Genomic DNA, 13,733 nt, shown 5'->3' with positions numbered 1-13,733 from the left:
TAAATTTATCACGCTGGTCATAGAAGGACCCATGACCGCTGTATTGAAATGGTATAAGTTTTGAATGTTTAATCATTTGGTTTTGTATTTCACCAAGTTCAAATGGAACAATCTTATCATGAATACCATGGATAATTAAAGTTGGAACATTTATTGTTTCTAGATCAAAAAATAGTACTTCATTTATCCAAGTATTTGCAATGGCCGCAGTTGCCCAGCCCGCTGCCTGCAATCCCAATTGAAAGAACCAATTTGAAAATGGTTCAGTTATATACTGAAAGAAAAATGTGTCGCTGAAATCTCTCAGCATTTTAGGACGATCAGTATATGTTCCGTGAATAATTTTGATTACATCTTCTTTTTCTAAACCATATGGGAAATTTGGACGCTTGATAAGACTAGGAGCTGCTGCATCAATAAGAGCGAGTTTAGATACTCCGTGACCTTTATGGCGGGCCATGTATCGAATAGCCATGGCTCCTCCAGTTGAATGTCCTACGAGTGTAAAATCATGTAATTTAAGAGCTTCAACCACACATCGAACATCATCTGATAATCTATCGTAGTCGTAGCCAGTCCAAGGCTTATCTGAATTGCCGAATCCTCTTGTATCTATTCCGACGCACCTATATCCCATCCTCGGAAGCTGATCAAATTGATATTCAAACAGCTTATGGCTTCCAGGCCAACCGTGTAGAAACAAGATTGTCTTATTGCTATCAGGGTTAATATCTTCTACATAAATTTTTACATTAGGTTCTACTTTAATATAGTAACCCATTGACAACCTCCAACAATTAAATAGCTATATTAATAGGCTATTCATTAGAAGAATAATTTGTGAATGATTGAGCCGACTAAATACCGTATTGTTCAGTTTTCAAAGAACATTGTTCGTATTTTAAAATCAATAATTTGTTCGCAATATTTTCATGCTATGCCATAAAAATAATTACATACATTAAAAATAAAAATTTTATTTCTTCTAATTATCTTTTAATATTTGTCCATCTTCCATCATCCTGAATTTTTTTTTATCCTTATTATGCATTGTATAATTCAAGGTATAACTAGGGAATTTATATATGAGGAGTGTGATGAGTTGATATGACTAAAAAACGTGATTATATAATCTTTTTTACTTTATTGGTAGTTGTTATCTCCATCTTTGGATGTTTTAGTAAAATTGAAAATATTAACAAAGGGGATATAAAAAATTTTTCAAAAGTTTCAGCTATGGATCTAAAACAAGTTGAACCAAATGAAAATGTGCCTCAACAGAAAAATACAGAAGAGAAAAAGCCAGACCAAAACAATACTCCACCAAATAATCTAAATCAAAACAAAACAGATCCCAAAAAACAAAACATAATTGAGAAAATCGACGAGAATGAATTAAAATCGGAAGTTGAAAGAATATATAATGAGAGATCAGCAGCTCTTGCCTCCGGTGATGTATCATCTTTAAACACACTTTTTGATACTTCACAAAAATATGGTAAATGGGCATTAGAGCATGAGGTTAAACGTATAAAATATCTTAAGGATTGGTCAAAGGAAAGAAATATAACTTTTAATAAAATAGAATCTACAGTGAGAGTAAAAAAAATTTATCCTAAAGGTAATATAGTAAAATTAGCTTTAGAAGAATCCTATAAGTTTGATTATGTTTATAATAACGAGGAGAATCCTCCTGTTAATTCTTTTGGAGTTGGAATAAGACATACTACAAGCCTAGTTAAGAGGAATGAGAAGTGGGTTATTTTCAATGACTGGTACACTGACTGCTTTGAAGATGCCTTACGTGGCTATTCTGACAGTGTTGCTAAACTTCCAAGAATGTTAACTCCTATTCATAACATAAATAAAAGTTATCAAGAAGTAATTTATAGGAAACCTATTTATGATAGAGAAAAGGCTGTTGCTTATGCTGATAAATACTGTGGAGCTGCTTGGGGAAGTGGTAATAATTTTAAATATAACAAGAAATATAATGATTATAATGGTATAGGTGGAGATTGTACCAATTATGTATCCCAAGTATTAGGAGATAAAGAAGGTGGCGGTATGCGCATTGGTGGTGGTTGGGTACCTAGTAGTAACGCTTGGGCTAATGCCGATGGTTTGAAAAATTTCTTAGTACACAGCGGAAGAGGAAGTGTAATTAGTGTTGGTACCTTTAAGGAATTAACTAAATCTTCAGAAAAACTCCCTAATGGAGCAGTTGGAAAATTACAACTTGGAGATTTGATTGCTTATGAAAAAGGCAGAGGAAATATAGATCACTTTGCAGTAATAACAGGCTTTGATTCTCATGGATATCCACTTGTGAATTCTCATACTACAGATAGGTATCATGTACCTTGGGATTTAGGATGGGGTGACGCTAAAATAAGATTTTTTCTTATACACATAAACGGTTAAGTTATTTCTTTCAATAGTTATCTGTCTTAAACAACATTAGAAAGGGTCGGCATAAGCTAAAGAGCATTTTTCTAACTTATGTCACCCTTTCTTACTACTCTTTATCTATTGTATGTATATCCATTTTGCAGCTATTATCAAAACGCCCCAACACAATACCTTTCACTCCATCATATCTAACTGTTTGTCCACAACTTAAGTAAATTGTGAACTAAAATTAGCACACATGATTCTTAGTTAAAGCAGATAATTGTTCTCTTCATTTGCCAGTTCAACCGTTCTAATTTCAAAAGTTTTGCACCCCGACGCAATAAAGGGGTCAGATTCTGCAATCTTCGTTGCTTCTATGATACTTTCTGCAGAGATTATAACCATTCCTCCTGGATAATCTGTAAATGGTCCACAAAGCACAAGCTTACCCTTTGCCTTTAACTCTTTTAAATAATCTACATGACTCTTGATGATATCAGCATTTATAGGCTTCTGATTATTCATTAAATAAACATATGTCACTTATTTCCCCCCCTAACTAAGATAAAAACAAACTTCATCATTGGCAATATTAAAGGAATCTGATTCGACATTATAGAATTGCAAAATAGTGTTTCTTTAATTACTCGTTTCTCGAAATTGAATACACATATGTTAAAAAGTTTCTGTTTCTACTATTTAAAAATTCTTTTTCTTTTTTCATTCCAATTTTTTCAGCAACTCTTCTTGATGCTTCATGATCAAATGCCATATTTGCGCATAACCTATTAATTCCTAAGCTATTAAAAGCATACTTCTTACACGCATCTGCTGCTTCAACAGCATAGCCCTTATGCCAAAATGGATGATGAAATATATACCCTAAATCATTTTCCTGTTTACCGTCAATTTCTGAAATCATAATTCCACAATCTCCAATGCGATTTCCATTATCCTTTAAAATAACAGCCCATCTTCCAAAGCCTAAATTCTTATATCTTGCAATATTATTATGTATCCAGCTTTCGGTCTGTTGTAGAGTGAATGGAGAGGGCCAAAATTTCATTGTTATAGGATCTGAAAGAATTATATTTAATTCTGGTATATCATTAATGGAATACTCTTTAAGTATCAATCTTTTTGTTTCTATTATATTCACTTTAATCACTCCTTTGAATTATTAATATACACTATGCATAGTATGTTAGAAAAAATATTTCTTAAATTGATGAGTAGCATATAGTTCAAAGTTATCTTCCAGAACCAAAATCCCCTTTACTGACAAATCTTTTTTCATATTTATCAAGAACAAAGTTTAGGCAATCTTCCAAATTAGTGTCAGTTTCATTTGCTATGCAAATAAGGGAGAATAACACATCTCCAATTTCACTGTTCCATTCTTCAGTTTTCTCAAATTGTTTACTGCCATAGTTAGTTCCTTTTAAAACCTCCTTTGACAGCTCTCCTACTTCTGATGTTAAATCAATCATTCTAACATTAACATTTGAATTCATGTTCTTATCTTTAGTGAATTTATTTACTATATCTTGAATTTCTGATAAATTCATTTTATCCTCCATTATATTCATTTTTTAAAATTGACATTATAATTATTGATTCATAGTTTTCATTATATAAAATACATTCTCTTAAGATACCTTCTTCAATAAACCCTTCAGATTTATAAAGATTTTGTGCTCCATGGTTTTTATATCTAACATCAAGCCAGAGTCTGTGTGCATTCAACTGCTCAAAAGCTATTTTTTTAACTAATTTTAAAGTTTCCCTTCCAAAACCCTTACCTTTGTCCGATATTACAATTCTCTTAAATTCAATATTTCGATGTTGATTTGTAAGACCTGCTATAATTAAATATCCAACAGGTTTATTCGTAGTTTTATCTTCAACGATTAAATGTAAAATATCATCCTGAGCTAATGCATTTCTATGCTGCTCCTTTGTCCATTGATCAACATATTGTGCATTGTTAGGTTCTTGTTCCGAAGCAATTACAAAATCTAAATCATCTTCTTGAGTGTTCCTTATATTTATAAGATCAGATTTTTCTTCAATATGTTTCATGTTCCTCCCCCTTTTAATCGCAAAAATCTATTAATATGATATCAGACCACTAATTTAATTATATAATTTCTACCAATACAAATAAAGGAAATTACAACCTAACATTAGTTTACTTAATATATAACTTCATATCTTTCTTTAATAAGTGATTGTATAGCATTATCAATATCCTTATTTTTAACAAGAATGTAATCTGTATCATAGGTGGAAATAGCAAATATGCTTATTCCTTTTTGTGCTAATATTTTACTAACTGAAGCTAGAATCCCTATTAGTGAAAAGTCTAATGGTCCTTCAATCTTTAAAATTCTCCAATCTTTTTCACACTTTACATTGTCAGGAATGCTCTCTTCGATACATACAATTGATAATTCATCTGATGTTCTTGTTATAGAGAAAAAATCACTATTTTGTGCCCATTCAGGAATTAATTGAGTTTTGCCTAGTCTACACACTCCATACTTTTCCTTTAATAATTTCATCGTTAATATTTTTTCTACCATCTTTTATCTTCTTCCTTTCTCACTGCTATGTCACAACATATTTTTTATTTAGCTCAAATTATAATTTGCAGAAAACTATATCCTAGTTTTAGACCATAATATATTATAACAGCACCACAAATAATATTAATAATCCTAAGCACTTTTCTGTTAAAGCTTTGTTTAAAAATTGATACAATAGTAGCAACACTGGTAAACCAGAAAAATGATGCTAAGCAAACACCAAGAATAAACAACGTGGAAGCCGCATGTGGCAATGATGCTTTGAATCCCCCAAGTAGTAACGAACCATCAATAATAGCTTGAGGATTAATCCAGGTAACCATAAAGCAAGTTATTATGACTTCTATCAGTGGTTTATTTACATCCACTTCTTTTTCTGCATTTGGGGTACTTCTTATAAGCTGAATTCCGATATACACTACTGCTATGCAGCCAATAAATAGAACAGTTGCTCTTATTATTTTGGATTTTTCCATTAAAGTTCCCATTCCAAAAAAGCATGCTAGTGCTAGTGAAATATCAAAGAAACTTGTTATAAATGCAACTTGATAAGCCCTTAGCTTATTCTTGCTAACTGCCGTATTTATTACATATATATTTTGCATACCTATAGGTGCAACATAAGCTAGGCCCAACAAGAACCCTTGAATACAGTATTTTAACATGTCCATTTCCTCCTTATCATTCCGCCTAAAACAATTATACCTACTTAGAACACTAAAATCTCCAACCAAATAGAATAAATTTATCCCAACAAAAACAGCTCCTGAAATTTGCTTCAAGAGCTATCAATCACATTTTCTAATTAATCATTTTATATAACCAATATCTATGTCTTTTTATTCAAGACCATTATATTTATCTGTATCATATTTTAATAATAACTTTGTTAAATGCTCGGCATGTCCCTTTTCTTCATTAATTTATTTGTATCAAGTCTTGCAATCCCTTGTGGCTGTCCATATGGGTTAGTGTAACTCATTTTCCACCTCCTATATTTGGACTTACTCAAATGAATTATTAGCTTTGAATATTTTTATTAAGCCCTTCTACTTTACAAAAACTTTATTCTTCAATAAATTTCATTAATTCTTTATTAAATTTGTCTCGCTGTTCATAGAACAATCCGTGACCGCTGTTTTCAAATGGCACAAGCTTGGAGTGCTTAATTCCTTCTTTTTGAGCGACAGCTAATGGAAATGGACAAACTTTATCATGAACACCATGAAGGATTAAAGTAGGAACGCATATTTTCCCAAGATCAGAAAACAAGTTTTCGTCTCTAAGTGAAGTTGCAAGCTTCGCTGTGGACCAACCTGCTGCCTGTAGTCCCAATTGGAAGAACCAATTTGAGAAAGGTCCTGTTAAGTACTGAAAGAAAAACATGTCGCCAAATCCCTGCAGCATTTTAGGGCGATCGTTATACGTATCTTGAATAATTTTGGTTACATCTTCTTTATTAAGACCATAAGGGAAACCAGGAACTTTGGTAAAACTAGGCGCAGCAGCGGCAAAAAGAGCAAGTTTAGATACTCCATATCCGTTATGACGAGCCATGTATCGAATGGCAATCGCTCCCCCTACAGAGTGACCCGCAAGTGTGAAATCTTGCAATCTAAGTGTTTCAACTATGCATCGAATATCGTCTGCCAATCGGTTGTAGGAGTATCCCTTCCAAGGCTTATCTGAATTACCAAATCCTCTGATATCTACTCCAATACATCGATATCCCATTTGTGGCAGCTGATCAAATTGATATTCAAATAACTTATGATTTGCAGGCCAACCGTGTATAAATAAGATTGTCTTCTTTCCCTCTGGATTAAGATCCTCTATATAGATTTTTATATTTGGTTCCACTATAACATAGTATCCCACACAGATACCTCCATTAAAAAATTTCTCCATTATTATCTTATTCTCTTGAAAGCAAATAGATGAATTGCGAAGTAAAAACACCCTAAAATTCAAACTTGAATAATAGGGTGTTCCAGTAAATTCTTCGATTTTTATATTTGAATCGTTAAATAAGAAAATTGCAAATAAATTTTAGTTTATTTTATCCGATGACTTACCTGCTCTAATACTCGCATTAAACCTATGTACATTTTACTTCTGATTTTTTATCAATTTTTTTATTTCATTATTTATAACATCAGGAGAAGTATGGTGTATAGCATGTGTTGACCCCTTAACGACCATTTGCATACTATCTGTAGACCATTTTTTCAAAGCTTCTTGGCTATTTTCCCATTCAGCATCTAAACTATTACTTTCAGCAGTGAATATTCTAAGTGGTACATTCCCTAAATGACCATTTGCTAAAACGGTTTTTGCACCAGCGCTTTCCATAATACCTTCATCAATAATATTTTTATTATACATAGTTTTTAGAACCATTCCTAAATATAATTGTTTTAAATTATCAGGCAGAAAGTTAAGATTTTTTGAGTAATAATCTGTATGATAAAGTACTAGCCTTGCTATGCCCGTAGTTTTTAGTAACTTATACTTAAATGCTGTACTACCCGGAACTTCCAAACTATTTTTTGCATAGAACTTAGGAGCTCCGCCATCTATTAGCATTAAACCAGATACTTCATTTTTATAAGTTTGTGCAAACCTTAGTACTGATAAAGATGCTAATGAATGACCAACTAATGGGAATTATATCATAATTTGCATATAAAAGATAGTTATCTCTCCGGTTGAGATAAGACTCTTCCAGCTTTTAATATCCTATTATTCAATTCTCAAAGAACATTGTTCGTATTTTTAATTTCAGTAGTTATGCCGCATTACATTCATAAAGTATATATATGGTAAATTTACAATAAGTGCATCATATAGTTGCAATGCGACGAAAAAACACCGCAGAATTCAGTTTAGAATAATGCGATGTTCTGGAAAATTATTCATTTTTTTCAGTTGTTATAATAAATAAGAATATTGTATCCTAACTATTATTGCTTTTTCAAAATAGGTATCCATATTTCACTTTAAAAAAGAGTAAATGCTTAACTTTATAACCAACTTATAATATTTTCAGAAATGTCTCTTCTATTAGATTTTAGATTACTTCTACTTGAGTAGCCAACAGATATAACGGCCATTAACTGTAATTCATCTGAAACTCCCAATAATTCTCGTACTTTATCTTCATTTTTTAATATTTCTCCAATCCAACAAGTACCTAACCCTAGTCCATGAGCAGCAAGTAGCATATTTTGTATTGCAGCACCAATTGATTGAGCATGTTTCAAGTAAATACTTGGAACCTTATCGTCTAAAACTTTAGTATCTAGAAAAACTGCTATCAAGCAAGGAGCAGTCTCTACCCAATTATGGTATACAGTAAGAGACGCTACTTTTTTTATTAATTCCTTATTATTCATCACTACGGAGAATCTCCATGGTTGCATGTTATTACCAGACGGAGCCCAATTAGCTGCAGTTAACATCTGCATGATAGCATCTTTACTCACTTCTTCTGAAGTATATGCTCGGACACTTCTACGATTTAATATACATGGCATTGCTGAATTCATCTTTCCCTTCTCCATTTATACTCCTCCATTAGTTAGTTCTATTTTATTATTTTAACTTTATTAATGGTAATTATATCATAATTTGCGTGATAAAAGATGATTGCCTCCTCAATAATTGTAAAACAATTCTATTTTTTAACACCACATTATTCACTTATCAAAGAACACCGTTCGTATTTTCAATTTAAATAGTTACGTCACAAATTTTTCATATTAATCATTAATTTAATATACTATAACATAAAACAAAAGAGCATTTCTGCTCTTGATATTACATATAGTATTTGAAATATGACATAAAAACACTGTAAAATTCAGTTATGAATAAAACAGCCACCTCATTCCATAATAATTCAAAAACCTTCCGCTTTTTTATATACGCACTGTTGGCTCAAGTACTGTCAATGTATTATTATAAGTGTTAAGGTTAGCTTGAGCACCTATAGGTATAGCCATCTTGTATGTGCCATGTCCTGATGCTAAATTTGTCATAAGAGGTTTATTTAATGGCATAATAACTTCAGTAATTAAATCTTCATATGACTTACCATATGCAGGCACACAATTCGTGCATTCACCCATAATGATACCTGCACAATCCCTAAATTTACCTGCTAATATTAGATGATTTATATACCTGTAGACTGTATTAATAGGTTCATGAACTTCTTCAATTAAGAGTATCTTTCCTGTGGTATCAACATCGAATGGAGTGCCAAGGTTATCTACAAAGGATGCAAGGTTACCTCCTACTATATCCCCCGTTACATTTCCAGGGATCCTACTTATTAGAGGCATTCCTGGAGGATTTTCAAGTATCCTTGGTGAGGTAAGTGTAGACGTAGCAGTGAAAAACTGATTGAAGTTATATGCAGGGGTAGTCGGTTTAAAGTCTATTAAAAGAAGACTATGAAAAGTAATTAAATTAGCCCATATATACAAAACATTTAATAAAATTGTTATATCACTGTATCCTGTGACAATTTTAGGATTCTGCGCGATAACAGGGTAATCAAGATATGGTATGATACCTGCAACACCTACTCCACCTCTTGAGGGTATAATAGCCTTTACATCAGGGTTTTTAAACATTTCCATCAAATCAGAGGCCCTCTGCTCATCTGTGGCTGCAATATATCCATTAGAAGAATATACGTATTTTCCTAAAACTACATTAAAGCCCATATTCTTAAGAGTCTGTATACCAGCATTAATGGCATCCGCAGATAATGGACTCCCTAAAGTAACTATTCCGATTGTATCTCCTACACGTAAAATTTGTGGTCTCGTTGCCATACTTATTCACCTTCTAAATAACTTAATAATATATAATCTTACAATTCCGCAAAAACTACTCCTTGTCGCTATTTATATCTATCATCCCCCCCACGGACAAGAAGTTTAGACTTGCAGAATTACTAAAACCTCGTTTCATTATTACTAGGATATTATATAAAGTTATTCATTATTACTTATATCCTTTGTATAAGAATATAAATTTTTCTATTTTTAAACATCGTATTATTCACTTATCAACGATTCATGATTTGCTTCACAGCCGCCAATGAAAATGTGCATACGATGTATAACAATAGTTTGCTATGAGGCTTTTTGAATCCTTTTTTCATATTAAGTATTACTATAATAAAAGATAAAACAAAAGAGCGTTTTTGCTCTTGATATTACGTATAGTTATCATATTGTAACGCAAAAAACACCGGAGAATTCTATTGAATAATACGGTGCTCTAGTTTGTTATTCATTTTCATAAAATGTCCCTATATAAATTGACTTTTTATGCAGCAACTTTTTAATTATATTATTATTAAAAAATAGGACCTAAGTTTTTAAGTAAAAATAGCGAAAATTTATCTAATTGTTGATGGATCCAGTTCTATTTCAAAAGGACCAACTGAAGAAAAAACCCCCTCAATATCATTTAATTCTAATGTATCGCCTATTCCTTTTTCCTTTTGAAGCATATGTTTAATATTACCATTGTAATGTTCATGAGTATTACTACCATTTTCCCAATTATTAAAGTTTCCAAATGAAATATTCCAAGTTTGTAAGTTTGATTTGCTGTCATTTATATAATTGTAAATAAGCTCCACACTATCATTTGATAAACGCTCAATACTAATAATTTTATATTTAATTCCCTTATATTCACCAGTTTTGTTTAAAATACTTTTCCCTGATTTAGGGACATCTAATCCTAACTTAAAATCATTATTTTTACTCATACAATCATTACGAACGTGATAAACTACATTTGAAATAGTTAATTTTAACTTCTTGCCAGTGAGTTTGCTTAAATCAAATAAAGATTCATTTTCTTGATCTAAATAATTAGTATTGTTATGTCCATATACTGCGTTATTATATTCATCAGAAATTATGATGTGTGAATCTCTTATAGAATCATTATTTATTAATTTTGTACTAATTGGTTCTTTGAATCCCCATTCTTTGCCTTCTTCAAAGGTTCCCTGATTAACTTTATCTATTTTTTTAAATTTAAAATCTGGTAAAGTATCTGTAAAATAATAATCCACTTTTAAAATATTTCCCTCTTTTTTTAATGAAGTCACGTTTAATGTAGTTATTCCATTAGTTGCAGTATATAAAACTTTTGATTCAGGAGCTTCTTTAAAATCAGAATTTTTTAATTTAAAAGTTGCTTTAGTAAGCTTTTTATCATTATCTACAATACTTAAAGTATAACTATTAGCTTTTTTTACTTTACCATAGTATTCTGCTCTGTATGAGCCTATGTTATTATCTGGAATCAAAGCAAGATTATCACTTCTATGGAGTTCATAGTAATTACCATGTTCGTCTTTAATAGTGTAATAAGATGGTTTATCTTCTTCAGGTTCAATAGTTAAAGTAACTATAATTTTATTGTTGTCTACATACATATTAGCTAAAGTTATATTACCTTGTTTAAGATTATATTTAAGAATTTTGGGTTTATCTGAAGAAACCTTTACTTCTCCAATACCAGATATTACAGTTAGTTTTTCTATCATATTAGCTAAAACATTTCTTTGGGATATAAGTATAGGAATACTTATTATAAGGATAACTGCAGCTGCAATAAAATTTCTTTTACTTTTAGATTTCTTAGGCTTTACTTTACTAATAATATTTTTACAGATTTTTTTCTTTTCAATTTCATTTAGTTCCATATTGCTAAATTCATTTTCGTTTATATTAACATCATTTAAAAGCATTAAAACATCATCTTCATTTAAATTTAATTTCATTTTGATACCTCCACTTCACCTGAAACATTTAATTTTCTTATAAGTGAGTTTTTAGTACGCCATAATCTATTGTAAACAGCACCTTTTGATAAATTAAATTTTTTACATAGGCTGTCCATATCTTGATCTAAAATGTATTTTCGTATAAACAGTTCTCTGTCTAGTTTATGCTCATATTGTAAAAGCTTTATTAATTCTTCTTTCGCTTCTTTTAATATATATTCATTTTCAACATCAATCTTTGAAACTAATACTTGTTCTTCAATCTGAAGGTTGTCCTTTTTTACTAAGCTTCTTTTATAATCTATAGCCTTATATTTACTTACGGCTAAAAGCCAATTCTTAAATGAAGATTTTTCAGGATTATATAAGTGGCTTTTATTCCATACTAAAAGATATACATCATTAATACATTCTTTTGCATTTTCATAATTATCCTTTCCAAGTACATTTATTACAATTTTAAAAACTAAATTGCAGTAAGTATTAATTATGTATTCTAAGGCCTCAGGATTTTTTTTCTTAAGTTCTAATAAAAAGTTTTCATCATCAATTTTCATTTTTAACTCCTTCCGTCTTATTCTATCACTAATTAATACGGATAATATGGTTAATATTTCACAAAATTTGTGTTTATTATAAGAAACATTCTATCTATTATAATGTTAATTTAGTTAGAAACTTTTACAGTTCATAAATCAAATACTTTTCAGCCTATTTTTAAGCTCTCAAAAATTTTATTTGAAATACGACATAATCTTTATTAGAAATGTAATATTATCTTCATCTCTTTTCTTTTTTACAATAGATTACAATTTGATAATTGATTTACTGATATAAATATAAATAGTAAAATTAGTAGTAAAAGGAGATGATCAAATGAATAAATTAAAAAAACAGCTATTTACAATTGCTACTTTTGTTCTTATTATGATATTATCTCTTCCCACAGTAGCTTTTTCTGATGATTTAGGTTTCGACCCTTGGAATGAGTCTATCGATTACTGGGATTCGCTACCTATAAAAGAGAATGTTAGTCAAAATAAAACCTGGACTATTAAATTTAAGAATCCAATAAACCAATCCAAAGTAAATGATTCATCAATCTTTGTCTTGGATGAAAGAAATGATAAAGTAGCAACAACGCTTACATTATCAGATGATCATAAACAGGTGAAAATCACGCCAACCAATGGATATAAACCCAACTATCCATATATGCTATATATTCTTGATAGAGTAGAATATTCTGGTATAAGAAAGGGCTTTTGTATGCCTTTTACTATTGACTCAGATGCACTAAAAATTGACGGAAGTTTCAACAATCAAAATATCATTTTAAAAAAAGGTGAAATTCTTCAGTTAACTCTTCCTAATGAAGGTAGTGATGGAGGCTACTCTTGGACACCAATAAAATTGGATAAATCTTTAATAAAAAACACTGAAAATATATCCATAGTTGATTCATTTTACCCAAAGTTGGTGCCTGGTGTAACCTTAAGAAATCGCTGGTTATTTGAAGCTATTGAAACTGGAAAGACGTCTCTTAAATTAGAATATAAACAACCATGGGAGTCCAATTCAACTATTCATACTTTCAATTTAAATATTAATATACAATAACTGTTTTCTCTAGGCGCAGAATGCAATAATTTATGTTAATAGCATATTTTTAAATTCTCTGTGCCTAGAGACATGAATAATGCGGTGTCCATGTAAATTGTTCGTTTTTTCAGTTGTTGCGTTAAATAAGAATAATGCGCGTTACATTAGCCATGTCAGTTATGCTAGGGATTTCATACATTTCATAACCTTTACAAATATCCAAGTAGCTCATTCATAAATTCCTGTTCCGTCTTAACAAGCTTCTTTGCTAAATCCACACTTTCTTTAGATGCAGTCTTATACTTATTTAGGTTATTCTAATTTTA

The 13,733-nt window shown here is 30.7% G+C and carries 15 protein-coding genes; 2 read left to right on the top strand and 13 right to left on the bottom strand.

Annotated elements, in window-relative coordinates:
- A partial coding sequence (locus I6U51_RS24415; protein WP_211145145.1) for an alpha/beta fold hydrolase occupies window positions 1-781 on the bottom strand: 781 nt, incomplete at its 3' end.
- 326 nt (window positions 782-1,107) lie between these two features.
- On the opposite strand from I6U51_RS24415, the gene I6U51_RS24410 reads away from it, so the two are divergent.
- Complete coding sequence (locus I6U51_RS24410) at window positions 1,108-2,424, top strand: amidase domain-containing protein (protein WP_211145144.1); 1,317 nt, start codon at window positions 1,108-1,110, stop codon at window positions 2,422-2,424.
- A 237-nt stretch (window positions 2,425-2,661) separates the two neighbouring features.
- Here the strand turns inward: I6U51_RS24410 and I6U51_RS24405 are convergent, their stop codons facing one another.
- The 12 genes from I6U51_RS24405 to I6U51_RS24350 form a co-directional block, all read right to left on the bottom strand.
- Window positions 2,662-2,937, bottom strand: coding sequence for a YciI family protein (locus tag I6U51_RS24405; RefSeq protein WP_343069867.1), 276 nt, complete (start codon window positions 2,935-2,937; stop codon window positions 2,662-2,664).
- 100 nt (window positions 2,938-3,037) lie between these two features.
- Window positions 3,038-3,553: a GNAT family N-acetyltransferase gene (locus I6U51_RS24400; protein ID WP_211145143.1), complete on the bottom strand. Its 516-nt coding sequence runs from the start codon at window positions 3,551-3,553 to the stop codon at window positions 3,038-3,040.
- A gap of 91 nt (window positions 3,554-3,644) precedes the next feature.
- Entirely contained in the window at window positions 3,645-3,962 is a 318-nt protein-coding gene (locus I6U51_RS24395; protein ID WP_211145142.1) for a MazG nucleotide pyrophosphohydrolase domain-containing protein, read from the bottom strand.
- Window position 3,963: 1 nt separating this feature from the next.
- Window positions 3,964-4,476 carry a GNAT family N-acetyltransferase gene (locus I6U51_RS24390; protein WP_211145141.1) on the bottom strand — a complete coding sequence of 171 codons (513 nt, stop codon included), beginning with the start codon at window positions 4,474-4,476 and terminating at the stop codon, window positions 3,964-3,966.
- 113 nt (window positions 4,477-4,589) lie between these two features.
- Window positions 4,590-4,979 (bottom strand): ACT domain-containing protein, encoded by a 390-nt coding sequence (locus I6U51_RS24385; protein WP_211145140.1) that lies wholly within the window; start codon window positions 4,977-4,979, stop codon window positions 4,590-4,592.
- Window positions 4,980-5,032: 53 nt separating this feature from the next.
- Complete coding sequence (locus I6U51_RS24380; RefSeq protein WP_211145139.1) at window positions 5,033-5,647, bottom strand: LysE/ArgO family amino acid transporter; 615 nt, start codon at window positions 5,645-5,647, stop codon at window positions 5,033-5,035.
- Window positions 5,648-6,047: 400 nt separating this feature from the next.
- Window positions 6,048-6,860, bottom strand: coding sequence for an alpha/beta fold hydrolase (locus tag I6U51_RS24375; RefSeq protein ID WP_211145146.1), 813 nt, complete (start codon window positions 6,858-6,860; stop codon window positions 6,048-6,050).
- Window positions 6,861-7,091: 231 nt separating this feature from the next.
- Window positions 7,092-7,568, bottom strand: coding sequence for a hypothetical protein (locus I6U51_RS24370; protein WP_211145138.1), 477 nt, complete (start codon window positions 7,566-7,568; stop codon window positions 7,092-7,094).
- Between the two features lie 437 nt (window positions 7,569-8,005).
- Window positions 8,006-8,545 (bottom strand): nitroreductase family protein, encoded by a 540-nt coding sequence (locus I6U51_RS24365; RefSeq protein ID WP_211145137.1) that lies wholly within the window; start codon window positions 8,543-8,545, stop codon window positions 8,006-8,008.
- 357 nt (window positions 8,546-8,902) lie between these two features.
- A complete protein-coding gene (locus I6U51_RS24360; RefSeq protein ID WP_211145136.1) occupies window positions 8,903-9,826 on the bottom strand; it encodes a S66 peptidase family protein in 924 nt (307 codons plus the stop codon).
- A gap of 572 nt (window positions 9,827-10,398) precedes the next feature.
- Window positions 10,399-11,802: a hypothetical protein gene (locus I6U51_RS24355; RefSeq protein WP_211145135.1), complete on the bottom strand. Its 1,404-nt coding sequence runs from the start codon at window positions 11,800-11,802 to the stop codon at window positions 10,399-10,401.
- Window positions 11,799-12,362, bottom strand: coding sequence for a sigma-70 family RNA polymerase sigma factor (locus I6U51_RS24350; RefSeq protein WP_211145134.1), 564 nt, complete (start codon window positions 12,360-12,362; stop codon window positions 11,799-11,801). The genes I6U51_RS24355 and I6U51_RS24350 overlap by 4 nt, the downstream gene beginning before the upstream one ends.
- A gap of 319 nt (window positions 12,363-12,681) precedes the next feature.
- On the opposite strand from I6U51_RS24350, the gene I6U51_RS24345 reads away from it, so the two are divergent.
- Window positions 12,682-13,425, top strand: coding sequence for a protease inhibitor I42 family protein (locus I6U51_RS24345; protein WP_211145133.1), 744 nt, complete (start codon window positions 12,682-12,684; stop codon window positions 13,423-13,425).
- Window positions 13,426-13,733 lie beyond the last annotated feature (308 nt).

Origin of the sequence: Clostridium aciditolerans (assembly GCF_016316925.1) — a bacterium.
Lineage (GTDB): Bacteria > Bacillota > Clostridia > Clostridiales > Clostridiaceae > Clostridium_AM > Clostridium_AM aciditolerans.
The sequence above is the reverse complement of the archived record's forward strand: the minus strand, read 5'-3'. Positions and strand labels throughout refer to the sequence as shown.